The sequence below is a fragment of the Microbacterium suwonense genome, from assembly GCF_030296555.1.
GTDB lineage: Bacteria > Actinomycetota > Actinomycetes > Actinomycetales > Microbacteriaceae > Microbacterium > Microbacterium suwonense.
In genome coordinates this window covers 3,032,914-3,058,598 of record NZ_AP027728.1, presented here as the reverse complement: position 1 = coordinate 3,058,598, position 25,685 = coordinate 3,032,914, and the positions used below count along the sequence as shown (strand labels likewise).

Annotated in this window: 18 protein-coding genes and 8 pseudogenes; 10 read left to right on the top strand and 16 right to left on the bottom strand. The window is 69.0% G+C overall.

Annotated features, from left to right (window positions below; all coding sequences use genetic code 11):
* Positions 1 to 82: 82 nt before the first annotated feature.
* The 3 genes from QUE33_RS15275 to QUE33_RS15265 form a co-directional block, all read right to left on the bottom strand.
* Positions 83 to 1,000 carry a sugar ABC transporter permease gene (locus QUE33_RS15275; protein WP_286301132.1) on the bottom strand — a complete coding sequence of 306 codons (918 nt, stop codon included), beginning with the start codon at positions 998 to 1,000 and terminating at the stop codon, positions 83 to 85.
* 1 nt (position 1,001) lies between these two features.
* A complete protein-coding gene (locus QUE33_RS15270) occupies positions 1,002 to 2,609 on the bottom strand; it encodes an ABC transporter permease subunit (RefSeq protein ID WP_378760949.1) in 1,608 nt (535 codons plus the stop codon).
* A 72-nt stretch (positions 2,610 to 2,681) separates the two neighbouring features.
* The gene (locus tag QUE33_RS15265) at positions 2,682 to 3,920 is read right to left on the bottom strand and encodes a sugar ABC transporter substrate-binding protein (protein WP_286301131.1); all 1,239 of its coding nucleotides are present in this window, start codon (positions 3,918 to 3,920) and stop codon (positions 2,682 to 2,684) included.
* Between the two features lie 238 nt (positions 3,921 to 4,158).
* On the opposite strand from QUE33_RS15265, the gene QUE33_RS15260 reads away from it, so the two are divergent.
* Positions 4,159 to 4,647 carry a YajQ family cyclic di-GMP-binding protein gene (locus QUE33_RS15260; RefSeq protein WP_286301130.1) on the top strand — a complete coding sequence of 163 codons (489 nt, stop codon included), beginning with the start codon at positions 4,159 to 4,161 and terminating at the stop codon, positions 4,645 to 4,647.
* Positions 4,648 to 4,753: 106 nt separating this feature from the next.
* Positions 4,754 to 5,404, top strand: a complete 651-nt coding sequence (locus QUE33_RS15255; protein WP_286301129.1) for a GntR family transcriptional regulator — start codon at positions 4,754 to 4,756, stop codon at positions 5,402 to 5,404.
* Here the strand turns inward: QUE33_RS15255 and QUE33_RS15250 are convergent.
* The 7 genes and pseudogenes from QUE33_RS15250 to QUE33_RS15220 all read right to left on the bottom strand — a co-directional run bounded on the left by QUE33_RS15250 (position 5,389) and on the right by QUE33_RS15220 (position 11,094).
* Positions 5,389 to 5,535, bottom strand: a complete 147-nt coding sequence (locus QUE33_RS15250) for a hypothetical protein (protein ID WP_286301128.1) — start codon at positions 5,533 to 5,535, stop codon at positions 5,389 to 5,391. The genes QUE33_RS15255 and QUE33_RS15250 overlap by 16 nt on opposite strands.
* Positions 5,514 to 6,506, bottom strand: a complete 993-nt coding sequence (locus QUE33_RS15245; RefSeq protein WP_286301127.1) for an alpha/beta hydrolase — start codon at positions 6,504 to 6,506, stop codon at positions 5,514 to 5,516. The genes QUE33_RS15250 and QUE33_RS15245 overlap by 22 nt, the downstream gene beginning before the upstream one ends.
* Before the next feature lie 25 nt (positions 6,507 to 6,531).
* Positions 6,532 to 7,905 carry an FAD-dependent oxidoreductase gene (locus tag QUE33_RS15240; RefSeq protein WP_286301126.1) on the bottom strand — a complete coding sequence of 458 codons (1,374 nt, stop codon included), beginning with the start codon at positions 7,903 to 7,905 and terminating at the stop codon, positions 6,532 to 6,534.
* A 14-nt stretch (positions 7,906 to 7,919) separates the two neighbouring features.
* Positions 7,920 to 8,980: pseudogene (locus QUE33_RS15235) on the bottom strand (polyprenyl synthetase family protein).
* Between the two features lie 118 nt (positions 8,981 to 9,098).
* On the bottom strand, positions 9,099 to 10,364 hold the full coding sequence (locus QUE33_RS15230; protein WP_286301125.1) for an isochorismate synthase: 1,266 nt from the start codon (positions 10,362 to 10,364) through the stop codon (positions 9,099 to 9,101).
* Between the two features lie 137 nt (positions 10,365 to 10,501).
* Positions 10,502 to 10,627, bottom strand: coding sequence for a hypothetical protein (locus tag QUE33_RS15225; RefSeq protein WP_286301124.1), 126 nt, complete (start codon positions 10,625 to 10,627; stop codon positions 10,502 to 10,504).
* Positions 10,627 to 11,094: a hypothetical protein gene (locus QUE33_RS15220; protein ID WP_286301123.1), complete on the bottom strand. Its 468-nt coding sequence runs from the start codon at positions 11,092 to 11,094 to the stop codon at positions 10,627 to 10,629. The genes QUE33_RS15225 and QUE33_RS15220 overlap by 1 nt, the downstream gene beginning before the upstream one ends.
* Before the next feature lie 154 nt (positions 11,095 to 11,248).
* On the opposite strand from QUE33_RS15220, the pseudogene QUE33_RS15215 reads away from it, so the two are divergent.
* A pseudogene (locus QUE33_RS15215) lies at positions 11,249 to 11,961 on the top strand (class I SAM-dependent methyltransferase).
* Between the two features lie 3 nt (positions 11,962 to 11,964).
* Here the strand turns inward: QUE33_RS15215 and QUE33_RS15210 are convergent.
* Complete coding sequence (locus tag QUE33_RS15210; RefSeq protein ID WP_286301122.1) at positions 11,965 to 12,819, bottom strand: PPK2 family polyphosphate kinase; 855 nt, start codon at positions 12,817 to 12,819, stop codon at positions 11,965 to 11,967.
* Between the two features lie 76 nt (positions 12,820 to 12,895).
* Between QUE33_RS15210 and QUE33_RS15205 the strand changes: the two genes are divergently transcribed.
* Entirely contained in the window at positions 12,896 to 14,470 is a 1,575-nt protein-coding gene (locus QUE33_RS15205; protein ID WP_286301121.1) for a DNA recombination protein RmuC, read from the top strand.
* Positions 14,471 to 14,622: 152 nt separating this feature from the next.
* Here QUE33_RS15205 and menD read toward each other — a convergent pair.
* Both menD and QUE33_RS15195 read right to left on the bottom strand, forming a co-directional pair.
* A pseudogene (gene menD, locus QUE33_RS15200) lies at positions 14,623 to 16,285 on the bottom strand (2-succinyl-5-enolpyruvyl-6-hydroxy-3-cyclohexene-1-carboxylic-acid synthase).
* A complete protein-coding gene (locus tag QUE33_RS15195; protein ID WP_286301120.1) occupies positions 16,282 to 16,623 on the bottom strand; it encodes a PLD nuclease N-terminal domain-containing protein in 342 nt (113 codons plus the stop codon). Before QUE33_RS15195 ends, menD begins: the two are co-directional and overlap by 4 nt.
* 86 nt (positions 16,624 to 16,709) lie before the next feature.
* Between QUE33_RS15195 and QUE33_RS15190 the strand changes: the two genes are divergently transcribed.
* Positions 16,710 to 16,967, top strand: coding sequence for a DUF4229 domain-containing protein (locus QUE33_RS15190; RefSeq protein WP_286301118.1), 258 nt, complete (start codon positions 16,710 to 16,712; stop codon positions 16,965 to 16,967).
* A gap of 20 nt (positions 16,968 to 16,987) precedes the next feature.
* Here the strand turns inward: QUE33_RS15190 and QUE33_RS15185 are convergent.
* Positions 16,988 to 17,982, bottom strand: a pseudogene (locus QUE33_RS15185) (1,4-dihydroxy-2-naphthoate polyprenyltransferase).
* A 63-nt stretch (positions 17,983 to 18,045) separates the two neighbouring features.
* On the opposite strand from QUE33_RS15185, the gene QUE33_RS15180 reads away from it, so the two are divergent.
* Both QUE33_RS15180 and QUE33_RS15175 read left to right on the top strand, forming a co-directional pair.
* The gene (locus tag QUE33_RS15180) at positions 18,046 to 18,813 is read left to right on the top strand and encodes a YggS family pyridoxal phosphate-dependent enzyme (protein WP_286301116.1); all 768 of its coding nucleotides are present in this window, start codon (positions 18,046 to 18,048) and stop codon (positions 18,811 to 18,813) included.
* Positions 18,814 to 18,845: 32 nt separating this feature from the next.
* Positions 18,846 to 19,664, top strand: a complete 819-nt coding sequence (locus QUE33_RS15175) for a PfkB family carbohydrate kinase (RefSeq protein ID WP_286301114.1) — start codon at positions 18,846 to 18,848, stop codon at positions 19,662 to 19,664.
* A gap of 204 nt (positions 19,665 to 19,868) precedes the next feature.
* Here the strand turns inward: QUE33_RS15175 and QUE33_RS15170 are convergent.
* Positions 19,869 to 20,306: pseudogene (locus QUE33_RS15170) on the bottom strand (Lrp/AsnC family transcriptional regulator); the annotation flags it as partial.
* A 72-nt stretch (positions 20,307 to 20,378) separates the two neighbouring features.
* Here QUE33_RS15170 and QUE33_RS15165 point away from each other — a divergent pair.
* The 3 genes and pseudogenes from QUE33_RS15165 (at position 20,379) to QUE33_RS15155 (ending at position 23,694) form a co-directional block, all read left to right on the top strand.
* Positions 20,379 to 21,799 (top strand): annotated as a pseudogene (locus QUE33_RS15165) (DUF6421 family protein).
* A gap of 162 nt (positions 21,800 to 21,961) precedes the next feature.
* A complete protein-coding gene (locus tag QUE33_RS15160) occupies positions 21,962 to 22,597 on the top strand; it encodes an SDR family NAD(P)-dependent oxidoreductase (RefSeq protein WP_286301112.1) in 636 nt (211 codons plus the stop codon).
* Positions 22,598 to 22,627: 30 nt separating this feature from the next.
* Positions 22,628 to 23,694, top strand: a pseudogene (locus QUE33_RS15155) (threonine aldolase family protein).
* Positions 23,695 to 23,876: 182 nt separating this feature from the next.
* Here QUE33_RS15155 and QUE33_RS15150 read toward each other — a convergent pair.
* Positions 23,877 to 25,180 (bottom strand): annotated as a pseudogene (locus tag QUE33_RS15150) (M3 family metallopeptidase).
* Positions 25,181 to 25,685 lie beyond the last annotated feature (505 nt).

The window sequence follows — 25,685 nt, the reverse complement described above, 5'->3', positions numbered from 1 at the left end:
GATGCGAGAGGGGCGCAGGGAACTGCAGCGGATTCGGGAGAGAACTCAGGAAAGTGCAGCGGATGCCGGGAGCCGCGCCCGATCAGCCCTTGGTCGCGCCGGCGGTCAGGCCGCCGACGATGTACTTCTGCAGGAACAGGAACAGGATCATCACCGGGATCGCCGCCATCACGGCACCCGCCGAGAACGCCGACCAGTCCGCATAGCGCGGGTTGGCCACGAGCTTGGCGAGCCCGACGACGAGGGTCTGCTGCTCCGGGTCGATGAGGATCACGCTCGCGACCACGTACTCGTTGACCGTGCCGATGAAGCTCAGCAGGCCCACGACAGCGAGGATCGGCGCCACCAGACGCAGGATGATCGTGAAGAAGATGCGCGCGTGACCGGCACCGTCGATGCGGGCGGCCTCGTCGAGCTCCTTGGGGATCGTGTTGAAGAAGCCGTACATCAGATAGGTGTTCACACCGAGCGCTCCACCGAGGTACACGAGGATCAGGCCAGTGTGCGTGTTCAGGCCGATGGCGGGGAACCAGTCTCCGATCGTCGACATCAGCAGGAAGATCGCGACCACGGCCAGCAGCTGCGGGAACATCTGCACGACCACGATCGTGACCAGTCCCACACGGCGCCCGGTGAATCGCATACGCGAGAAGGCATATGCCGCGCAGGCGCCGATGAACACGGTCACCAGCCCGGTCACGACCGCGATGAGCAGCGTGTTCAGGAACCACTGCGGGTACGGGTTCTGCGGATCCGTGAGGATGCGCACGTAGCTGTCGATGCCGATCGCCGAGAACAGCTGGTTCGAGCCGGTGAGCGTACCGCGCGGATTCAGCGACGCCGAGACCACGTACAGCAGCGGGAAGATCGCGAAGATGCTCACCACGATCGCGACGAGATGACGCCATCCGGTGTCGGCGAACCACCTGCCGAACGACTGCCGGTTCCGCCGGCGAGGGACGGGGACCGTGGGGATGGAAGCTGCGGTTGCCGTGCTCATCTCAGTTCAGCTCCTCGAGGGCCTTGGTCTTGCGGAAGCTGATGATCGAGATCACCGCGACCACGATGAAGATGATGATCGTGAACGCCGAAGCCAGTCCGTAATCTCGCGTCTGGCCGGTGAAGGCCACCTTGTAGACCATCGAGATCAGGATGTCGGTGTGGCCGACCGGGATCGAGACGCCCTCGAAGCGGGGGCCACCGCCGGTGAGCATGTAGATCAGGTTGAAGTTGTTGAAGTTGAACGCGAACGACGAGATCAGCAGCGGGGTCACCGTCACCAGCAGCAGCGGCAGCTTGATCTGCCGGAAGATCTGCCACGGGTTCGCCCCGTCGACCACGGCTGCCTCATTGACGTCCTCGGGGATGCCCTGGAGCGCGCCCATGCAGACCAGGAACATGTACGGGAAGCCCAGCCACAGGTTCACGATCAGCACCGAGACCTTGGCAAGGACGGGGTCGGTCAGCCAGGGGATGGATGCTCCGCCGAAGAGCACCTGGTTGATGAACCCGAAGCTCTCGTTCATCATGCCGGCCCACACCAGCGCCGACAGGAAGGCGGGGAACGCGTAGGGCAGGATCAGCAGGATGCGGTAGCCGTTGCGGAAGCGCATCCGCGTCTTGTTGAACACGATCGCAAGCAGCAGCCCGAGGAAGAACGTCGACGCCACCGAGATCAGTGCGAAAGCGAAGGTCCAGACGGTGACCGAGATGAGCGGCCCGCGGATCGAGCCGTCGGTGACGGCGCGGATGAAGTTGTCGAAGCCGACGGTGATCTGCCAGCCCGGCAGCAGCTGCGCGCCGTCGTCAGCGGTGAAGGCGCCGGTGCCGATGTCGCGGTAGACCACCCCGGATCGGGTGTCGGTCATGGTGCCCGCCTCGGCGTCGTAGGCGAGGTTGGAGACGTAGAGGTAGCCGTTCTGACCGTCGGGCGTGCGCAGCGAGCCGTCATTCGGGTCGTCGCTGAACGGCACCGAGAGCGCCTCGATCTCGCTGGAGCGCGAGAGCACGTCGGCAAAGCTGAGCGAGTTCCAGCCGTCGAGCGCGACGGCGCGGCCGCCCTCCATCTCGGCATCCGTCACCTCGTGCAACGGCTGTTCGTTCGTGCCGACGCTGACGTCGCCGTCTGGTTCGGTGACCAGCAGACCCAGCGTGCCGAGCTGCTCCACGACGGTGACCGGGTAGGTGGGCGAGTCGGCGACGCGCTCCTGGGCGGACGCCATCAGCGCGGAGACCGCCTGCTCCTTGGAGCCGTTGTGGCCGGTGCCGTAGTTGGTGAAGCCGATGTACCCGGTGTAGAGCAGCGTGAACACCTGGAAGACGACCAGGAAGAGGATGCCAGGTGCGAGGTACTTGCCGGGGATGTGCTTCTTCGAGAAGTAGATCGCGTTGACGATGATCGTGACGACGACCACCAGTGCGAGCACCACCCACTCCCGGTGCGTAAACAGCACGAATGCGCCGTAGAGCGCCACGGCATCCACGATCGCCAGCAGCACGATCTTCAGCAGCATCCAGCGGATCTTCTGGGATGCCGCGTCGGCGAGCTGCGCAGCCTGCCGCTGCCGCCTGGTCTGCGGCATCTTCTCAGTGGTCGTCACGTCCGTCATCCCTCGTCCATCCGGTCGCTCTGCGTCGCCGGGGCCGGTGCTCGCACACCGGCCCCGACGTAGACAGCAGTGCTACTTGATCGCAGCCGACACGTCGTCGGTCAGGCCCTGCCAGGTGGCGGCAGGGTCGGCGCCGTTGATGATGGCGGCCTGGGCGATGCCCCAGAACTGCCACACGGAGCCCATCGCGGGGATGGCGGGCATCGGCACCGCATCGGCGCCGACCGACTGGAAGCCGGCGATGATCGGATCGGATGCCGCGGTGTCGGCGGCGGCGGTCAGAGCGGGGAGGATGTTGCCGGCCTCGAACAGGTCGAGCTGCACCTCTTCGGTGCCGATGTAGTTGACGAGGAAGTCGTTCGCCGCGACCTTGTTCTTCGACTCAGAGGAGACGAAGAAGCCCTTCACGCCGGCGAACGGCGAGGCTGCCTGATCGGTGGGGCTGGGGACGGGATCGATGGCGACGTTGATCCCGCCGTCGACCGCGGCGCCGACGTTCCACGGACCGGTCAGCCAGAATGCGGCCTTGCCGTCGAGGAACTGCTGCTTGGCGATGTCGCCGTCGATGTCGGTGTTGAACACGCCGGCGGCGCCTTCCTCGCCCAGCCAGTCGGCGAAGGCGAAGCCACCGTCGCTGCCCAGCTGCAGATCAGTCGCGTCGTAGCTTCCCGACGCGTCGGTGCCGAAGACGGGTGCCCCGAAGGCGGTCTGGAACGGATACAGGTGGTACGGGTTGCCCTCGGCGCCCTGCTCGACGACGAACGGCTGGTCCAGGCCGGCGGCCTTGCCCTTGGCGATCATGTCGTCGAAGTCGGTGGCGGCCTCGGGAATCAGGTCGGCGTTGCGCAGCACCGCGATGTTCTCCACCGCGTACGGAAGCATGTAGACCGTGCCGTCATAGGTGGCGGCCTGCAGGGCGACGTCGAGGTAGTCGTCCGCGGAGTCGCCGAGCTCCAGCGGCGCGACCACGCCGTTGGTGGAGAGCTCGCCGAGCCAGTCATGGGCACCCATCACCACATCCGGACCCTTGCCGGTCGGAACCTGCTGGATGAAATCGTCCTTGACGTCGTCGACGTTCTTGCCGACGATGTCGACCTTGACGCCGGTCTTCTCCTGGTAGGCGTCAGCCGCGCCCTTGAGCGCGTCGACCCGCTCGGAATCGACCCAGACCGTGAGCGTGCTGGTCGCCTTGTCCGCGGCGGCCTTGTCGCCGCTTGCGTCGTCGGCGCTGCTGGAGCAGCCGGTGAGCGTCATGGCCGATACGGCGGCGATCGCGCCGAAGGCGACGATGCCCTTCATGTTCACCTTCATTGGTGTGTGTGCCTCTCTCGATGCGGGAATCCGATCGGCTCCGGTCACCGATGGATGCATCGATGCGAGCCGTTCGCGCCTGCCAAATTGCAAGCGCTTACATTCTGCACAGAAACCCGGCTCGGGCGCAACGCCGGACCCCACTGATACCAAGCCGTTATCGAGCGCCAAAGGAGAACGATCTCGTGGAAACGCTTCCATGGGGACCCGAGAACGGCATCCTCGGTAGGATGACGCCATGGCAGATTCATCCTTCGACATCGTCAGCAAGGTCGACCACCAGGAGGCGGAGAACGCCCTCAACCAGGCGCGCAAGGAGGTCGAGCAGCGCTACGACTTCAAGGGCACCGGCGCCTCTGTGGAGTGGAGCGGTGAGTCGATCCTGATCAAGGCGAACACCGAGGAACGCGCGAAGGCCGTGCTGGATGTGTTCCAGTCCAAGCTCATCAAGCGTGGCATCTCGCTGAAGAGCCTGGAATCCGGCGAGCCGTTCGCCAGCGGCAAGGAGTTCCGCATCGTCTGCACCCTGAAGGACGGCATCTCCAGCGAGAACGCGAAGAAGATCAGCAAGATCATCCGCGATCAGGGCCCGAAGGGCGTGAAGAGCCAGATCCAGGGCGACGAACTGCGCGTGCAGTCCAAGAGCCGCGACGACCTGCAGTCCGTGATCGCCCTGCTCAAGAGCAGCGACCTCGACGTCGACCTGCAGTTCATCAACTACCGGTAGTCGCGCCGGGCATTCCGCGACCACCCGGCACTGTCGGATTCACCCGCTAGAGTGCACAGTACGGGGCGCCAGGGGCGCTCGGGAGGCATTCTGGGGGATGGGGACGATGACGGACGTCGAACGACCGCGGGTGGAGGTCCGCGAGAACAAGAGCAGGAAGCATCTGCTGGCCGAGGGCGTGTTCCACCTGATCGGGGAACGCATCGTGAGCGGGGAGCTCGCGCCTGGAGATCGCATCCGTGACGCGGATCTCGCGAAGGAACTCGCCATATCCCGCACACCGGTGCGCGAGGCTCTGCAGCGGCTGGAGCGCATCGGGCTGGTCGTGATGTACCCGAGCCGGTACACCGAGGTCAGCGAGCTCACCCCGGAGGCCATCGAGGCCGCGCATGCCTTCGCCGGTTATCAGGCCGGCATCATCGCCCGGCTCGCCTGCCCGCGCCTGACCGAGGCCGACGTCGCCACGATGTCCGGCCTGATCGCCCAGGTCGCCGCCAGCATCGACGACGATGCGGCGTGCTCGCAGGCCCGCCGTGATGCCGTCGGCTATCTGGCGGAGCGCACCGGCAACCCGCTGCAGCAGGCGCTCGTCGACGAGGCGAGCGTGGCACTGGCCAGAGCCCTCCGCGTGCTCTCGATCACCCCGGCGCATCGGCCCTCGCTGCTCGCCGGCTGCGTCGAACTGGATGCCGCGCTGCGCAGCGGCGATGCGGATGCCGCCGAGCGCGCTGTCCGGGCGATCTACGGCCTCGTCTGAAGGGCTCGCCCGGCATCCGACGCCAGCGTCACGACCCCGGCATCCGACGCCAGCGTCACGACCCCGGCATCCGACGCCAGCGTCACGACCCCGGCATCCGGCGTCTCCGTCAACCGCCGGATGCCGCCCACCCGGTGACCCAGCGCTCCAGTCGCGCGTAGGCGTCCTGACGCGCCTCACGTCGTGACAGGAAGACGTCGTGCAGGGCACCGTCGATGCGCTCGACCGTCACCGAGGAGCCGAGCTTGAGCGCGGCGCGGGCGATGTCGTCGACGACCAGCACGCTGTCGGCGCGGGTGAGCTCCTCCGACCACCTGGTCGGCACGGCGGTGCGTGCCGAGAGCAGCACGCATACCGGCGCGGGGATGCCGAGACCGCTGGACACCGCTCGATGGCCCTGCAGGATGGCGTGCAGCCAGGCCGCATGCACGATCATGGCCTGCTCCGGGCGCCACGCGAGATCCACTTCCATCGGGTCGTCGGGATCGGCGACCTCGTTCTGCGCGCGCGTGTAGAAGCCCAGATCCACCTGCGGGGCGGCATCCTTCGGCCACCATCGGGCCTGCAGCCCGACCATCGGCGCGATCGCCGTGCGCGCGGCGCCCAGCTGGAACTCCAGCCACGGCGAGTTCAGGATGACGGCATGGACCTGCTCCGGATGCCGGGAAGCCCACAGACTGAGCACCAGCCCGCCGGTGGAGTGCCCCAGCAGTACCAGCCGGCGGCCCGTCGCCTCACCGCGCGCGGCGAGCGCCGCCTCGATCTCGGCGTCGTACTCGGCGAGGTCGGTGATGAATCCCGGCGTCTGCCCCGGCCGCAGGCTGCGGCCGTACTTGCGCAGATCGAGGGCGAAGAAGCGTGCTCCGCGCGAGGTCCAGAACCGGGCGAGCCGCTTCTGGAAGAAGTAGTCCGACCAGCCGTGCACGTACAGCACGTCGACGTCGGCGAGCAGCCTCCGGTCACCGCCCAGGTGCCACCAGGGCACGGCATCCGGCAGCGCACGCACGAGGGTCGCGACGACCTCGCCCTCGGCATCCGGCTCCAGCGGCAGCGTCAGCTGCTCGAACTCGTCGCCGAGCACATCCGCGACCCACTCCCCCATGAGGTCACCCTATCCGGGCGTCGACTCACTCCCCGCGCGAGACGCGCACCATCTCGTCGCGGGGCACGAGCTTCACCCGCTCGCGCTCCTGCGAAGCGCCGAGGGCGATCTCGTGCGCATCCAGGCGATGCCAGCCGTCCAGATCTGTCCATGCCACGCCCCGCTCGGCAAGCAGTGCGGGGATCGCCTCGTCCGAGGGGTCCTCGGGCTGCCACCACGAGCCCTGATCGTTGATCAGATGCTGCACGGTCTCCATGGCATCCGACTTGGTGTGGCCGATCAGGCCCACCGGCCCCCGCTTGATCCAGCCGGTGGCGTAGATGCCCGGCACGCGCTGGTTCGACTTGGCCTCCAGCGCCTGACCCTCACGGTTCGGGATCACGCCGTGCTTCTTGTCGAAGGGCACGCCGGGCAGCGGGGAGCCGAAGTAGCCGATCGCGCGGTACAGCCCCTGCATCGGAATCTCGCGCATCTCGCCGGTGCCGACCGCTCCCCCGGCGCCGTCCGAGGCGGTGCGCTCGTACACGAGTGCGGCGACCCGGCCGTTCTCGTCCTTCTTGACCTCCACCGGCCGCGCCCAGAAGTGCAGGTGCAGGCGGCGGGATGCCGTGCCGCCGGCGTTGTTGACCGAGTCCAGCTTGCGCCAGGACTGCATGATGCGATCCATCACCATCACCTGCTTGTTGCTGGCGACGGCCTGCTTGGACGCCTCGTCGTACTCGAAGTCCTCGTCGTACACCACCATGTCGACGTCGCGCAGCTCGCCGAGCTCGCGCAGCTCGAGCGGGGTGAACTTCACCTGCGCAGGGCCGCGCCGCCCGAAGATGTGCACATCGGTGATGCGGCTGGCCTTCAGACACTGATAGACGTTGTCCGGAACCTCGGTGACGAGCAGATCCTCGGCATGCTTGGCGAGCATGCGCGACACATCCAGGGCGACGTTCCCGTTGCCGATCACGCCGACGGACTCGGCATCCAGCGTCCACTCACGCGGCACGTCGGGGTGGCCGTCGAACCAGCTGACGTACTCGGCGGCGCCGAAGGAGTGATCCGCGTCGATGCCGGGGATGTCCAGGCCGGAGTCGCGCACCGCCCCGGTGGCGAAGATCACCGCGTTGTAGTGCCGCTTGAGGTCGTCGAGGGTGATGTCGGTGCCGAAGCGCACATTGCCGAACAGCCGGATGTCACCGCGGTCGAGCACATCGCGCAGCGCGTTGATGATGCCCTTGATGCGGGGGTGATCGGGGGCGACGCCGTAGCGCACCAGCCCGTAGGGCGCGGGGAGCTGTTCGAACAGGTCGATGGAGACATCGAACTTGCGCTCTGCCTTGAGCAGGATGTCAGCGGCATAGATGCCAGCCGGTCCCGCCCCGACGATGGCCAGCCTGAGCTTGGTCATGGGGGTTCCTTCCGTCAGCTGCTGCGATCAGCGAGAGTCTCTGCGAACCGGGTCAGCGATTCGCGCACCGTGCCCTTGGGCAGCGGGCCCAGTGCGGCGACGGCATCCGCCGTCCAGGTGCGGGCGAGCTGCATGGTGCGTCGGGTGGCGTCGTGGTCGCGCAGCTCGGCCAGCGGACCGTCGAGGAGAACGGGGTCCTCCCCTCGGCGATGCGCGTGACGCCGTCGTCGATGCGCCGGGCGAGATCGATGTCGGCCTGGTCGCCGCTGGTGCTCAGCAGCAGGGACGGCATCGTCGGAACGCCTGCGCGAAGATCGGTGCCGGGCACCTTGCCGGTCTCCTCGGCATCCGCCGACAGGTCGATCACATCGTCAAGCAGCTGGAACGCGACCCCGACCTTCTCGCCGTAGACGCGAAGCGGCTCCTCGAACTCCGCGGGCGCGTTGGAGAAGATGGCCCCGCCCTGGGTGGCCGCGGCGATCAGCGAGCCGGTCTTGTCGGCGAGCACCTGCAGGTAGAACTCGATGGGGTCGTCATCCGTCCCCACGCCCACCGTCTCGTGCATCTGCCCGAGCACGAGACGCTCGAAGGTGTCGGCCTGCAGCCGCATGGCCCGCTCGCCGTAGCGCGACATGATCTGGCTGGCCCGGGAGAACAGGATGTCGCCGGTGAGGATCGCGACGTTGTTCCCCCACACGCCGTGCGCGGCCGGCACGCCCCGGCGGGTGTCCGCGCCGTCCATCACATCGTCGTGATAGAGCGAGCCGAGGTGGGTGAGCTCCAGAGCCTTGGCGACGTCGATCACGGCCGGGATGTTCCCCTCGCCCAGCTGCGCGGTCAGCAGCGTGAGCACCGGACGGATGCGCTTGCCGCCGGCTTCGTAGAGGTAGCGGGCCGCGGCATCGGCCACAGGGTCGGCGACCTTCAGTTCCTCTGCCAGCCCCGCCTCGACGAGATCGATGCCCTCTTCGATGCGTGCGGCGATGCGTCGGCCGGCGATGCCGAGGAAGACGCGGTCGCTGAAGCCGAGACGGCTCGCAAGTCGCGTGCCCGGGGTGGCGGGGCTCGAAGTCACGCCCACAAGCCTACCTGCGTGCACACCCGCTGATGTCCGCGGTCGGAGTGCAGATCCGTCGCCTGCGACGCGGGCAGCGCGCCGACGAGTCCTCGGCGGCCCGCCGCATCCCGATGGATCAGGCGAGGGCGTCCACGAGCGGACGGAACTTCACGCGGGTCTCCAGCAGCTCCGACTCGGGATCGCTCCCCTCGACGATGCCCGCACCCGCGAAGGCCGTGACCCGGCGCGCGCCGGATTCGTCCTCGGGGGCGTCGGCGAACTGCGCGCAGCGCAGGGCGATCGCCCATTCGCCGTCGCCCGCCGCATCGATCCAGCCGACCGGCCCGGCGTAGCGGCCACGGTCGAAGGGCTCCAGGCGCCGGATCGCCTCGATCGCGACATCCGTGGGCGTGCCTGCGACGGCAGCGGTGGGATGCATGGCTCCCACCAGGTCAAGCGCGGAATCGCCGTCGCCGAGGTCGCCGCGCACGTCGGTGGCGAGGTGGAACAGGTTGGGCAGCTCCAGCACGAACGGATGGTCGCTGGCGGTCAGCGTGCGGGTGTGCGGACGCAGCGTGGCAACCACGCTCTGCACCGCGTAGCTGTGCTCGTCGAGGTCCTTCGCACTGGCGGCGAGCGCCGCCGAGGCCGCGGCATCAGCATCCGGGTCCGCACCGCGAGCCGTCGTCCCTGCCAGCACCCGCGCGGTCACCGCGCGGGCATGCGTGGTGACCAGGGTCTCGGGGCTGGCGCCGATGAGGCCGTCGACCGCGAACGTCCACGTGTCGGGGTAGTCGGTGGACAGCGCGCGCACCAGGCGCCGCAGGTCGGCGTCGCCGGGGATCGTGCCGGCGAGGTCGCGTGCCAGCACCACCTTGCTGTATGCATCGGCGGCGATCTCGGTCAGCGCCTGCCGCACGGATTCCTGATAGCCCTGCGGGGTCTGCGCGCCGGGGCCGACACGGCCCGCCCAGTGCGGCGAGAAGGCGACCGGCTCGGGGACGGGTGCGAACTCGCCGTCGGCGGCACGGATGCGGGTGATCCAGCTGCGCCCGTCACGACGGCCGAACACGGTCTGCGGCACGACGAGGGCGCTGTCGGAGGCGGACTGCTCGTCGAACACGAGGGCGCCGAAGGCGACGAGGCCGGTGCCGGGCAGGTCGAGCGGGTCGTCGATCTCAGCGGCCGCGGCGATCTCGCGCCAAGCGTCGGCGATGATCTCGCTGCGCTTGCGGTCCCGTCGGGCGGGGATGCGCACGGATGCCGCGATCCCGTCTCCTGCTGCCACGATCCCCTCACCACGGCGCAGCCAGGCGATCGGGCTCACGGCGGAGGTGTGCGACAGCAGATCGTCGACGGGTGGGATCTCGCGGGTCTGCGCGACCAGGCGGATGCTGCTCACCCCTCCAGCCTACTTGTGTGCGGGGAGCTCACCTGCACCAGTGGCGGGTCACGCCCCGTCCGCCGACACGCCAGATGTCGGACGCTTTGCCGCATTCTGTCCGACATCTGGCGTGTCGGCCCCCATTTCGCATCGGGTCACCGGTCCAGGCCCAGGGCCTCGAGGCGGTCGAGCCAGGCATCCGCAGTCGCGTCGTCGAACGGTGCGACCTGCGCGCGGACCCGGGTCTCCAGATCCAGCGCGAGCGCCTCCAGCTGCGTCATCACATCGGTCGGGTAGCCGTAGCGGATGCTGTGCTCCGCCCACTCGTCGCGGTCGTCGACCCAGGTGCCGCGCTCCCCTCGACCCGCACCACATCGAGATCCATGTCGATGCCGGTGAGCAGGATCGGCATGCCGCTGACGGGGTCGAGGTCGCCGGCATCCGTCCATCGCAGATCCCAGCCGAGGTCGATGTAGACGCGCATGCCCTTCGGATGCCGACGATGCACCGTCGGCGCGTACTCGGCGCCATGAGCGACATCCGCTCGGGGGATGAGCGTGACGTCGGGAGAGTGCGCGAGGAATTCCCGCCCGGGGCGAGCACTGCGCCATCCGCTCGGCTGACCCAGCCAGTCGCCCCACTGATCGGAGCCGAGGTAGATCTCCTCGTTCGTCCAGTGCGGTGAGCCGTCCCATTTGCGCCACTGGAGGATCATCGGGGTGCCGGGTTCGGGACGCTTCTCGCTCACCCGCAGAGTCTACGACCGCGGCGCGCCGCCTTCGTGGCATGCCTTCCACGGATGTCGGTCGAGACGACGAATGTCGGCTGAGATCTCGGATTCGGGCCGACATCCGTCGTTCGACCGACAGATGAGGCGACACGGCGCCGCTTAGGATCGAAGGATGGAGCCGAACCGCGCCGACCTCGGCAAAGACCCCTCGCACGTCAGCGGGATGTTCGATCAGGTCGCCGCCGGCTACGACCGCACGAACACCGCCATGACCTTCGGCAATGACGCGCTGTGGCGTGCCGCGACGACGCGCGCAGTCGCCCCGAAGCGCGGCGAGCGCATCCTCGATCTGGCCGCGGGCACAGCATCCTCATCGGCCTCCTTGGCCGGCAGCGGGGCGCAGGTCGTCGCCGCCGACTTCTCCCCGGGATGCTGGCGGAAGGGCGCCGTCGGCACGGCCACCTGCCCAATCTCACCTTCGTGCAGGCGGATGCCACCGATCTCCCCTTCGGCGACGACGAGTTCGACGCCGTGACCATGTCATACGGTCTACGCAACGTGCAGCAGCCGAAGAAGGCGCTCGCCGAGCTGTTCCGAGTGACCAGGCCGGGCGGGCGGATGGTGATCAACGAGTTCTCCACTCCTCCCGGAAAGCTGTTCCGCGGTCTGTACCGGTTCTACAATGCACAGGTGCTGCCGAAGGTCGCGCGTCTCGCAGGCACCAATGGCGACGCCTACGACTACCTGAACGAGTCGATCCGCGACTGGCCCGATCAGCGCACCCTGTCGGCGTGGATCCGCGAGGCCGGCTGGACGGATGTCGAATACCGCAACCTCACCTTCGGGATCGTCGCGCTGCACCGCGCGCGCAAGCCGCTCTCCTGAGACTCAGCTCGCCGCGAGCCGCTTCTTCTCTGCCTCGACGTCGAAGTCGGCGGCGGGCCACTGCGGGTCGATGTCCTCCAGCGCCGAGATCAGCAACTCCTGCACAGCCAGCCGGGCGTACCACTTGCGGTTCGCGGGCACGACGTACCAGGGCGCCTCGGGTGTGGAGGTGCGCTCGAAGACTGCCTGGTAGGCAGCCATGTAGTCGTCCCACAGCATCCGCTCGTCCACGTCGCCGGGGTTGTACTTCCAGTGCTTGTCGGGACGGTCGAGACGCTCCATCAACCGGTCCTTCTGCTCCTCGCGGGAGATGTGCAGCATGACCTTGACGATGCGGATGCCGGAGGCCGCGACGCGCTTCTCGAACTCGACGATCGCGTCGTAGCGGCGCTCGATCTCGTCGGATTCGGCGAGTGCGCGCACCTTGCCGATCAGCACGTCCTCGTAGTGCGAGCGGTCGAAGACGCCGATGAACCCGGGCTGCGGCAGGCGCCGCTCGATGCGCCACAGGAAGTCGTGCGCCAGCTCCTCGGGCGTCGGCGCCTTGAACGCGGCCAGTTCCACACCCTGGGGGTCGACTCCGCCGACGACGTGGCGCAGGATGCCGCCCTTGCCGGCGGTGTCCATCGCCTGCAGCACCAGCAGCACGGCATCCGGAGCGTCCCCGACGCGAGAGCCGGCGAACAGCCGCTCCTGCAGATCGCCGAGCACCTCGCGACGCGCGGCGAGGTGCTTCTCCCCGTGCTTCTTGTCGCCGTCGAAGCCGGGGGCTCCGTCGGGGTCGACGTCGCGGAGCCGGAAGCCCTCGCCTGCTCGAAGGATCTCACCCGGCACGGACGTCCATTCATGCTTTCCCATGCAGACATCATGCCCGCCGCGCCGTCGCGAGGCACGGAGCACCCCTCGTGTCGGTGGCCCCGTGCACAATCGGATCATGGACACTTTGCTTCTCGTGATCGTGGTCGCGGTGCTCGCCGCCGCTCTGGCCGGAGGGCTGGGCTTCGTGCTCGGCACACAGCGCGGCCGCACCACCGATGCCGCGGTCCGCGCCGAGGCGAGCGCCGCACAGTCGCGCATCGAGTCGCTGGAACGGGATGCGGCCGCGCTGCGCGCGGAGACCGCCGCGCGCGTGCAGGAGGAGCGCGCGCTCAGCGACCAGCGGGTCGCCGAAGCACGGCAGCAGGGTGAAGCAGCGGTGGCGGATGCCAGGGCTCAGGCGCAGGCGAGGCTGGAGCACGAGCGAGCCGAGCACGTGAAGCGGCTGGCGGAGCTGCGCGACGAGGCGGATGCCGATGTCGCGGCCGAACGCCGCCGGGCCGCCGAGCGTCTGGAGGAGCTGAAGGCCGATCAGAAACGGCTGGCCGACGAGTTCGACGCGCTGAGCAGGCGGGCGCTGGAGGCCAACACGAAGGCGTTCCTGCAGCAGGCCGAGGAACGGCTCAAACGCAGCCAGAGCGAGGGCGCGGCAGAACTGCAAAAGCGTCAGGATGCCGTTCAGCAGCTCATCGAGCCGATCCAGAAGACGCTCGACACCGTCAAGACCGAGATGACCAGCGCCGAGAAGGCGCGCCTGGAGGCCAACGCCGCGCTCGGCGAGCAGCTGCAGTTCATGCGGCAGACGTCGGAGACGCTGGGCGCCGAGACCCGCAACTTGGTGAACGCGCTGCGCGCGCCGCAGGTGCGCGGCCGCTGGGGAGAGCTGCAGCTGCGTCGCGTGGTGGAGGCCTCGGGCATGATCAACCACGTCGACTTCGACGAGCAGCTGCATCACTCCACTGATGAGGGTGCGCTGCGTCCCGACCTGGTCGTGCACCTCGCGGGCGACAAGCGGGTCGTGGTCGATTCCAAGGTCGCGTTCAACGGATATCTCGAGGCCATGGAGGCCACTGACGACACGGTGCGTGCGCAGCGTCTGGCCGCGCACGCCCGCCACCTGCGCAAGCACATCGACGATCTCGGCGCCAAGGAGTATTGGGACGTCGTGGCCGGCTCCCCCGAATTCGTGGTGATGTTCGTGCCCGCCGAGCCGTTCCTCGCCGCGGCGCTGGATCAGGATGCCACGCTGTACGAGTACGCCTTCGAGCGGAATGTCGTGATCGCCACGCCGTCCACCCTGATCGCACTGTTGCGCACCGTCGGCCATGCCTGGCGTCAGGATCAGCTGGCGCAGGAGGCCCAGCAGATCTTCACGGTCGGCAAGGAGCTGCACAAGCGGCTCGGCACGCTGGGCCAGCACCTGGCCAAACTCGGCCGGAGCCTGAACTCCACGGTCGATGCGTACAACCGCTTCGCCGGCTCGCTGGATCGCAACGTGGTCACGCAGGCCCGCCGGTTCAGTGCACTGCAGGGGCTGGACGAGGTGCTCACCGAGACCTCCCCCGTCGAGGCGCTCGCGATCGCGCCGCAGAAGGCCGACCTGTACGACGAGGAGAGCCCCGACGGCGCCCTCGAGCTCGAAGGGCGCTACGCGAGCGCCGACGTCGGCGAGGTGAGTGAGCGCCTGGACTGATCCGCGCCGCGGCGCGTTCGTGTTCAGGTGTCGCGCTTCAGGTGGCGCACTTTGCCGCCTCAAGGCACCGCAAGCGACCATCCGTGACACCTGAACCCTCGGCATCCGCACGCACCGGGCCGCCGCACCGCCGCGCCGGGCCGGCACGAGACTCAGCGCTCCAGGGGGACCTCGATGATCTGCGGGCCCGCCGCCGGCGAGGTGAGCGCCTGGTCCAGCGCCGATCGCGTGGTGACCTGCGTGAACTCCCAGCCGTAGGCGGCGGCGAGCTCCTGCAGGTTCGCCGCGTGCGGCGTGTAGAACGCGCGGTCGAGATGCTCCTCGGCGCCGATCCCGCCACCTCGAGCCCGTCGAAGATCGTGCCCCCGCCGTCATTGCCGACGATCACCTGGATGCGAGGTCGTGGCTCGTCCGCCGGCAGCAGCAGCGCTCCCACATCGTGCAGGAAGGCGAGGTCGCCCAGCAGTACCCGGGTGATCCCGGCGGCCCCCTCCGCCTGACTGGCCAGGGCGATGCCGAGCGCCGTGGCGATCGTGCCGTCGATCCCGGCCAGGCCCCGGTTGGCGTGCACGGGAACCTTCTTGCCTCCGAGAACCTCGTCAGCCACCCGGACCAGCCGTGAGGATCCGAACACGAGCCGGTCATGCGGCCAGGTGGCACGCCACACGGCATCCGCGAGGATCTCCCGATCCACCCGACGCCGCACGGCCTCCAACTCGGCGCGCACAGCGCTCAGCCGGGCGGCCTTGTCCTCCGACGAGAGACCGTCCTGATCCGGTGCCGGGGCACTGAGATCGACGGCCTGCGCCGCCGAGGCGTTCATCCACGCGCCGAGCCACTGGCGATCGGCAGCTCCCTCCGACACCGTGACGGCGGCGACGGCGTGTGTGCGCCCGTTGAGGTTCAGCTCCTCGCCCCCGCGGCGCACGGCGACTACCTCGACGTCCGTGCGAGCGAGCAGCGCAGCGATCTCCCGGCTGAGCGTGGGGTGACCGAAGACGATCGCACGCTCGATGCGCCCCCGAGAGCATCGTCGCTCAGCAGGGCGCGGTAGCCGTGCACGACCAGCCGGCCATATCGCGCGCCGCTGACGATCTCGGCGATCAGCGGCCAGCCTCCCCGGTGCGACAGCTCTTCGGCATCCGCTCCAGCATCCGCTCCCGCGATCACGACCGTGCGGGGGCCGCGTTCGAGCACGACCGGTTGCGCTCTCGGCGCGACGGGTGCCGGCGCAGGCTCGGCCACGACGCTGCTCTCCCCGGAGAGCGGCTCGCGTGCGGGAAGGTTCAGCTGCACCGGCCCGCCCACACCGGGAAGCCCGTCGCCCGCCAGGCCCAGAGCCGCCCGCACCGCGTGTGCGCCGAGCCCCGCCCATTCCCCGCCCTCGGTGGTCGGCGTCTCGGCATCCGTCACCCACCGGACGAACGACCCGAAGATCCCGGGCTGGATCGTCGCCTGATTCGCCCCGACTCCGCGCAGCTCCGGCGGACGGTCAGCTGTCAGCAGCAGCAGCGGGATGCCGGAATGGAACGCCTCCATGGTCGCCGGCAGCAGGTTGCCTGCCGCGGTTCCCGATGTGCAGGCCACCGCCGTCGGCAGTCCGCTCTCGCGCGCGATGCCGAGCGCGGTGAACCCGGCCACTCGCTCGTCGATGCGCACGTGCACGCGCAGCAGCCCCTGCTGTGAGAGCTCCAGCGCCGCGAGCGCGAGTGCCTGCGAGCGCGAGCCCGGCGAGAGCACAAGATCGCGCACGCCGGCGCCGATGAGCTCGGCGAGAAGACCGGCCGCGGCGTCACTGGCCGGCGAGGCCGTCACGAGCGCGGATCCGCGCCGTCGGATTCGTCGTCGAGGCGGGCCAGCTCTGCTTCGAGCTCGCGGATACGGGCGTCCTGCTCGGCATTGTCCGCACGTCGGAACATGCGCGGATCGTCGTCCGGCGGCACGACATAGCCGGTGTCGACCTCACCGGCCCTGAGCCGCCCGAGCGTGAACCACAGCACACCACCGATCACCGGCAGCAGCACGACGATGAGCACCCACACCGCCTTGGACACGCCACGGTGCCGCGTCGCCGGCTGCGCGGCGCAGTCGACGATGCTGAACACCCAGAACACCACGGCGAGGAATCCGCCGATGATCAGGAAACGCGCCATACCTCCAGTGTAAGTCGGTCCGGATCGGTGGGGGCCCGCTGTGAACTGCACAGCCGGTGCCTAGCGACGGCTCCTAGACTGGCCGGGTGAAGAAGCTGCCGCCCCTCCTCGTCTACACCGTGCTGCGGTTGCTGGCGTTCATCGTGCCTCTGGCGATCATGTGGGTCTTCTTCCCGATCTTCCGGGAGTTCTGGTGGCTGGCCGCACTGTTCGCGGCGTTGATCGGCATGAGCATCTCGCTGCTTTTCCTGCGCGCCCCGCTCTCCAACGCCTCGCGCGAGATCTACGAGCGACGCAACCGCCACAATGTCGACGAGAACGTCGAGGACAGCGCGTCGGAATGACCGCCCCGGGCGAGTGGGCCTCAGCCGACGAGCGCCCAGTACATCAGCACGGCATAACCCACCGATGACAGCGAGGTGAGGCTGAGGGCGATGATCAGCTCGCGGGCCTGCCGGTAGGTCCACACGATGAGGATCGCCGGCAGCACGGCCAGCAGCACCAGCATCGACAGCCAGGCGATCGGGTACAGCAGCAGGGCGAACACCGCGGCGATGCCGAATGGAACCAGCACGAACAGCGTGTACACGACCTGCGTCGCGCGCTTTCCGATCAGCACGGTGAGGGTGCGCTTGCCGACCTGGCGATCCTGGTCGATATCCTCAGGTTGTTCGCCAGCAGCACCGCACAGGCGAACAGGCCCGCCGCAACGGCCGCCAGCCAGGCCTCCAGCGGCAGGGCGAAGGACTGCACCCAGGTGGTGCCGAGGGTCGCGACCAGCCCGAAGAAGACGAACACGAACACCTCGCCCAGCGCGTTGTACCCGTAGGGGCGCTTTCCGCCGGTGTAGAACCAGGCGGCGACGATGCTGAGCGCCCCCACCACCAGCATCCACCACTGCTGCGTGCGCACCACGATTGCGAGCCCGGCGACGGCGGCGAGCGAAAAGAAGACCAGTGCGGTGATCAGCACCCGACGCGGTGAGACCCGGCCCGACGCGGTCAGTCGTGCAGGCCCCACGCGGTGGGCGTCGGTGCCGCGGATGCCGTCGCTGTAGTCGTTCGCGAAGTTCACGCCGATCTGCAGCAGCACAGCCACGGCCAGGCAGGCCAACGCGATGACCCAGTGCAGTTCCCGGTCGGTCACCTGCGCGGCGCCGGTGCCCAGTACGACGGGCGCGACGGCGAGCGGCAGGGTGCGCAGACGTGCGGCGCCGATCCAGTCGCCGACGGTCACCGGCCCTGCCTCGATCACGGGCCGCTTGGCCGGGTTGCCGCTGGTGCGCTGCTTTCCAGGTCCGGTGCGCTTCTTCTTGCCGCTGCTGCGGTGCTTCTTGGAACGGGTCGCCACGGTCGGCATCCTACTGGCTCGCCGCACCACGTGGCCGCCGCGCCACGTGGCCGCTGCCGGTACGCTCGAAGCGTGACCGACCAGCCTGCCCGCGCCCTGTACCCGCAGGCGAACTCCGTGGAGGATTTCGCCCACAACCTGGCCGACGTGCGTGCGAACATTGCCGCCGCCGCTGAACGTGCGGGACGTGATGCCGCCGGCATCCGTCTGCTGTCGGTCAGCAAGACCGTCCCCGAGGAGCGGCTGCTGCTGGCGATCCAGGCCGGAGCGGTCGATCTGGGCGAGAACAAGGTGCAGGAGGCGAAGCGCAAGTCCGAGAATCTCGCCGACCAGGACGTGCGCTGGTCGGTGATCGGACACCTGCAGACCAACAAAGCCAAGGACGTCGTCGCCTTCGCCGACGAGTTCCAGGCGCTGGACAGCATCCGTCTCGCCGATGCCCTCGACCGCCGCCTGCAGGCGGCCGGTCGGTCGCTCGACGTCTTCGTGCAGGTGAACACCTCGGCCGAGGAGTCGAAGTTCGGCCTGGAGCCCGGCGAGACGCTGGCCTTCCTCGAGGAGTTGCAGCACCGCGACAGCCTGCGCGTGCAGGGCCTGATGACCCTGGCGCTGTTCACCAGCGACACCGAGCGCGTGCGCGAGTGCTTCCGCATCCTGCGAGATCTGCGCGATCAGGCGCGTGAGCGCGACCTCGTCGGCCCCGGCGGGCTGTCGATGGGGATGTCCGGCGACTACCAGGCCGCCATCGAAGAGGGCGCGACGGTGGTGCGCGTCGGCCAGGCGATCTTCGGGGCCCGCAACACCTCGGATGCCGAGTACTGGCCGGGCTTCGCGAAGTGAACGCGCCGGGCGACGCGAGCACCCCGGGCGAGGTGAGCACCCCGGACGCTGCGAGCGTCCCGGCGTGGGAGGAGGGGCGCACCCGCTGGGAGCTGAACCGGCATCCGGCTGAGGTGCTGCTGATCGGCTCGCAGGTCGCGTTCGGCTCAGTGGGCATGAACGGCGTGCTGCCGATGCTCGACGAGGCGCGCGTGGTGCCGCTGCCCACGATCGTGCTGAGCAATCTGCCGCACTATCCGAGCGTGCATGCCGCTCCGATGTCGGCGGACTGGCTGGCCGGCAGCATCCGCGACCTGGAGTCGCTGGGCTTGCTCGACGAGATCGACAGCGTGTGCACCGGCTACTTCGCCTCGCCCGACCAGGTGGAGGCCGTCGCGGACACACTCGAGCGGCTGGTCGCGCGCCGACCGGACCTGCGCGTGCTGGTCGACCCGACCCTCGGCGACGCCGACGTGGGCCTGTACACCGACCCGGCCGTCGCCCCGGCGCTGCGCGAGCGGATGCTGCCGCTGGCCACCGGATTCGTGCCCAACAGGTTCGAGCTGGGGCTGCTGAGCGGGCACGACGCGGATGCCGCGCAGACGGATGCCGAGGCAGCAGCCCGCGCGCTGCTCGGCCCGCGCGCGGAATGGGCCGTGATCAGCGGAGGCACCGTCGCCGGCAGCACGCTGGTCGACCTCGTGGTCACCCGCGAAGGCCGCGCCGACCTCGAGCATCCGCTCATCCCGACCACCGTCAAGGGCACCGGCGACGCCTTCGCCGGAGCCCTGCTCGCTGCGCTGCGCCGCGGTTCCCCCGTGACGGATGCCGTCGCCACGGCCGCCTCCGCGGTCCGCGCACTGCTGTCCTGACCCGCCCGCCGTCTGCCCTCCGCCCGTCTTCTGCCCCGGGGCGCCCTGGGTGTCCGGTTACGAATCGGGGGCCGACACGCCACATGTCGGACCGTTCCCGCAAAAGCGTCCGACATCTGGCGTGTCGGCCCCCGGAGTGCATCCGCCGGGTCGCCCCCGGGCCCGGGCGGCCCCGGAGCCCGGGGGATCAGGGGGTCCGGGGGAGACGATCGGGCGGCGTTCGTAGAAGGTCTGCAGCACGACCGTGGTGCGCGTGCTGACGTTCGCGGCGAGGCGCACATCGCGCACCAGCTGCTCCAGCGCACGCGGCGAGGCGACGCGCACGAACAGCATGTACGCCGCGTCGCCGGCGATCGAGTGGCACGCCTCGATGGCGGTGAGGTGCTCGAGCAGTTCGGGGGCGTTGTCGGGCTGCGCCGGGTCGAGCGGCGTGATCTCGATGAACGCCGACAGCGGGGCGCCGACGGCCTCGGGGTCGAGCACGGCCTGGTAGCCGGTGATCACGCCGCGGCTCTCCAGGCGCTTCAGGCGCGACTGCACGGCCGAGGTCGACAGCCCGACGGCGTCGGACAGCTGGGCGAGGGTCGCCCTCCCATCGCGGGAGATCACGGCAAGGAGCGTATGGTCGACAGCATCATCCATACGTGGAAGAATAACGGTCACAACCGGTTACCACCGGAACATTTCCACTATTTCACGCGATCGGAGGTTCCGATGTCCCTCACCACCACCACCCACACCAAGGCCATCATCGGCGAACCGGAAGTCGTGGAAGACGCATCGACCGCCGAGAGCAGCGACGCGTGGAAGCTCCTCAAGGACGCCGCGATCGCGATCCGCCCGCTGCAGATCAAGGACGGCTCGATCCCCGAGAAGTCCGACCATGACGCGGCCGCAGAGCACGTCGCCGCGATCGTCGCCGGCATCCGCTCTCTCGCTCCTGCGTTCCCGCACGACGCCGACTACCTCGACGCTCTCGTCGTCGACTTCCAACGCTGGGCCGACGGCGGCTTCGGCGTGCCCGACTTCCTCGACTCGCTGATGGCCTTCCAGCCGCAACAGCACCGCATCGATGGCATCCGTCATCTCGTCGTCTTCCCGATGTACACCCAGAACGGCTCCACGGAGCGGCTCGTCGAGGCATTGATCGTCGAGACCATCTGGCCGGAGTTCATCGCCGAGCTCGAGGCCGGCGACTACGGCAACAAGCTGTTCGTCTCGCTGCGGCTGATCGACTTCACGCCCGGGTACGACACGAACTCCGCGGTGCTGTTCCCGGAGACGGTCGCGATGCGGGAGATCCCGTCATTCACCTGGGGGCGATCTTCCAGGACCGGGAGGCCGCCCGCTACCGCCGCGTCGTGCGCGCGGCATCCGAGATCACCAAGCTCGACCTGCCCGCCGAGGCGGCGCGGATGCTGGAGGATCAGTCCCTCACCGAGAAGACGTTCGTGATGTGGGACATCATCCACGACCGCACCCACATGCGCGGCGACCTCCCCTTCGATCCGTTCATGATCAAGCAGCGGATGCCGTTCTTCCTCTACTCGCTGGAAGAGCTGCGGTGCGATCTGACCGCCTTCCGCGAGTCGGTCAGGATCCAGAAGCGGCTCTCCGCGGGCGACGATCTGACGGATGCCGAGCAGGAGATGCTCGAGCATGCCGGCCTCGTGCAGTACGCGGTGATCTTCGACCGGATCTTCCGGTTCGCGATCACCGGCACCCGGGTGCGCAACTACGACGGGCTGGGCGGGCAGCTGCTGTTCGCCTGGCTGCACCAGCGCGGCGTGCTGCACTGGACCGACACGAAGCTCGCCTTCGACTGGGACGGCGTGCCCGACGCGGTGGTCGCCCTCGGAGATGCGATCGATGAGCTGTACTGGCGTTCGATCGACCGGCCGAAGACCGCACACTGGCTGGCGGCGTACGACCTGGTGCGCAGCGTGCTGACTCCCAACCCGGCATCCGTGTGGGCCCGCGGTCTGCCGGACGAGATCCTCGCCGGCGCGCCCAAGGGATACACCGATCAGGTACTGGACGACGAGTTCCCGCTGTCGATGTTCTTCGAAGCGCTCAGCAAGAAGATGAAGCCGGTCATCGAGTCGACCGTCGGCATCCGCGGCACCGACCTATAGACCGCACCGATCTTCAGCCCGCACGGCTCTTCAGCCCGCGCGGCTCTTCAGCCCGCGCGGCTGGCAGGATACGGATGTCGGCAGATTCGACGGATGTCGGCGGAAACGCCCAGTATCCGCCGACATCCGTCGTCTGCGCCGACATCTGTGACAGGAGAATCCATGAACCGCACCGTCCTCCTCGCCGGCGCAAGCAGCGCCGCAGGTCTGACCACCGCCCGAGCGCTCCTGGACGCCGGCGCCCGGGTGATCGCGACCGGCCGGTCGCCCCAGCGGCTGGCGCAGCTGTCGGATGCCGGAGCGCAGACCGAGGTCGCGGATGCCACCTCGCTGGCGGAGATGACCGAACTGGCCGAGCGTGTGGGCGCCGTGGACGGGGTGGTGTCGCTGGTCGGCGGCTGGCGCGGCGGCGGCGGCCTGGCCGGGCAGACTGATGAGGACTTCGACGCTCTGCTGCCAGCACTGCAGGCCGTGCGTGCGACCAGCCGCGCGTTCGACGCGGCGATCAGGACATCGGATGCCGGGCGCTTCGCGATCGTGTCATCGACCGTTGTGGAACGCCCACTCGCCGGCGGCGCGAACTACGCGAGCATGAAGGCCGCGAGCGAGACGTGGGCGCGTGCCGTCGCCCAGGGCTACGCGAAGGCGGCCAGGGATGCGGGCGCGACGCTGCAGGCGGCATCCGTCGTCTTCCGTGCCGACGGCGGACTCGACGCCGACGCGCTGGCCCGCGCGGTCGTCGGGCTGTGGGATGCGGATGCCGCGGAGCTGAACGACCAGACCATCACCCTGTCCTGACCGATTCCGACCGAAAACTAGGCTGTCTTCGTGAGCACTCTGCATGACACCGCCGTCCGCGGCTTCGCATCCGACAACTACTCCGGCATCCATCCCGAGGTGCTCGCGGCCATCGCCGCAGCCAACGAGGGCCACCAGATCGCCTACGGCGAGGATGCCTACACCGAGCGACTGCAGCAGATCTTCGCGCAGCACTTCGGCGAGGGTGTGCAGGCGTTCCCGGTCTTCAACGGCACCGGGGCCAACGTCACCGCACTGCAGTCGATGCTGCCGCGCTGGGGGCCGTGATCTCGGCATCCACCGCGCACATCCATGTCGACGAGGGCGGCGCCCCGGAGCGCATCGGCGGCTTCAAACTGCTGACCGTGCCGACCGACGACGGCAAGCTCACCCCCGAGCTGGTGGACCGCGAGGCGTGGGGCTGGGGAGACGAGCACAGGGCGCAGCCACTGGTGGTCTCGATCACGCAGTCCACCGAGCTCGGCACGCTCTACACTGCCGAGGAGATCACGGCCCTGGCCGACCACGCCCATGAGCGCGGCATGAAGCTGCACGTGGACGGCGCCCGCATCTCCAACGCCGCAGCCGCCCTCGATCTGCCGCTGCGCGCCTTCACCCGTGACGCCGGCGTCGACGTGCTCAGCTTCGGCGGCACCAAGAACGGCGCCATGCTCGGCGAGGCCGTCGTCGTGCTGAACCCCGAGGCATCGGACGGCCTGATCTACAGCCGCAAATACAACATGCAGCTGTCCTCGAAGATGCGCTTCGTGTCCGCACAGCTGATCGCACTGCTGGAGGGCGACCTGTGGCTGCGCAATGCACGTCATTCGAATGCCATGGCGCAGCGTCTGCGCAACGCGGTCGAGGCCGGGCTCGCCGATGGCAGCATCCGCGGTGTCGGGTTCACCCAGCCGACCCAGGCCAACGGCGTCTTCGCGACGCTGCCCGACGGCATCGCCGACCGGCTTCGCGAGAGCTTCCGCTTCTACGACTGGGATGCCTCCCGCAATGAGGTGCGCTGGATGTGCAGCTTCGACACCCAGGAGTCCGACGTCGACGCCTTCGTCGCCGAGCTCGCTCGCCTCACCACAACCTGACCCCCTGCGCTCCCCCTGCCTGCGCTCCCCCTGCGCTCTCCCCTGGCGCTGTCCGCCGAGACCCCTCACCAGCGTCGAGACCCCTCCTGAGTCGCGCGAATCAGGAGGGGTGTCGGCAACCATGAGGGGTCTCGGCGGAAGAGGGCGGGGCAGGAAGAGGGCGGGGTCAGGAAGAGGGCGGGTCAGGAGGAGGGCTCGCCGAGGAACTCGCGGTATGCGTCGACTGTGAACGGGCGACCGAGGAACGCCTCGACCAGGTCGGCGGCGTCGCGGCGGCCGCCGGGCTCGAGGATCTCGCGCCGGTAGCGGGTGGCGGATGCCGGATCCATCAGCCCCGCGAAGCCCGTGAGCAGGTCGCGGGCGATCACGAGGCTCCATTGGTAGGTGTAGTAGCAGGAGCCGTACTCGGTGAGGTGCCCGAACGCCGCGTAGGAGTGCGTACCCTCGAGCTTGCCGACGGGGCTGGAGACCTCGTACCAGTGGTCGGATGCCGCGGCGATGTCGGCCGGGCGGTCCATGTGCAGGTGGTATGAGACGCGGGCGTGGCCCAGCTGCATGCGCACGAGCAGCGCGCGCCCGAAGGCGTCGGCCTCGCGCATCCGGGCGACCAGGTCGGCAGGGATCGGCGTGCCGGACTCGTCAGTGGCGAAGGATGCCAGCACCTCGGCATCCCACACCCACTCCTCCAGCATCTGGCTGGGCGCCTCGACGAAGTCCCATTCGGTGGCGACGCCCGAGAACTCGACCCATTCCTGGTCGCCGCCGAGGATGTCGTGCACCAGATGCCCGAACTCGTGGAAGAAGGTCTGCACCTCGCGGTGCTCCATCAGTCCGCGAGGGAAATTGCACACCAGCGCCGCCTCGGGCAGCACCTGCCCGCGCACCCCCGGCGCGAGCGGGAAGCACGCGGCGTGGTTGAACTTGCCCTCGCGCGGGTGCAGATCGAGGTGGATGCGGCCGAGCCGCTCCCCGCGCGCACGACGTCGTAGGAGCGCACGTCCTGGTGCCAGGCCGGATCGTCCGTCGGCACGTACTCGATATCGAACAGCCGACCGGTGGTGTCGAGGAGCCCGGCGAGCACGCGCTCGAAGTCCAGGTGGCGGCGCACCTCCTGCGAGTCCACGGCGAAGCGCTCCTCATGCAGGCGGGTGAGCAGATAGTACTGGTCGGCGGTGCTGACCTCGGCGGCATCCGGGATCTCCTGCCGCAGCCGTGCGAGCAGCAGCTCATACTCGGCATCGGATGCCGCGCGGGATGCCTCGTCGACCTCATCGAGGAACGAGGCGATGCGTGCCGCTGAGCCCGCCATCCGGGTCTCGGTCTCGTAGTCGGCCCAGCTGGCGTAGCCGAGCAGGTCGGCGCGCTGCTGGCGCACGTCGAGCAGCTCGGCGAGCACGGGGTCGTTCGCGGGCCAGGCGAGGTCGGCACGGGCCCGGTGCAGGGCCACGCGGGTCGCGCGATCGCGGGCGTAACTGACCACGGCCATCACGTCGAGGTTGTCGGTCGACAGCGCGACCAGTCCGTCTTCGCCGATCGGATGCTGAGCGATGAAGTCCTCGGGCAGCCCGTCCAGAGCCTCCGGCGCGACCCGGATCTCACGACGCCCCTCGCGGATGTTCCGCGCGAAGGCCAGACTCAGCTCGCTGTCGCGGGCGGCCAGCTCCTGCGCCCTCTGCCGGGTGGCTTCGTCGCGATCCGCCCCACCGCGGCGGAAGTCGCGCAGCAGATGGTCCCGCACGCGCGCGGCGTCCGTGTCGAGACCAGCCGGATCCGTCGCGGCGAAGACGGCGGCGAGCGCGGCATCCGCCATCAGCGCCGATTCGACGGCCTGCGTGTCGGTGACGCCCTTCTCGGCGGCGGCGCGCACCTCGGCGTCGGGATGCACCTCGCACAGCACGCTGGACTCGCTGTGCGCGCGCCGCAGTGCGATCTGCAGCTCGTTCCACAGGCTGAGGGTCTCGATCGTGGTGCGTGCGGTGCCGTCCTTGAGC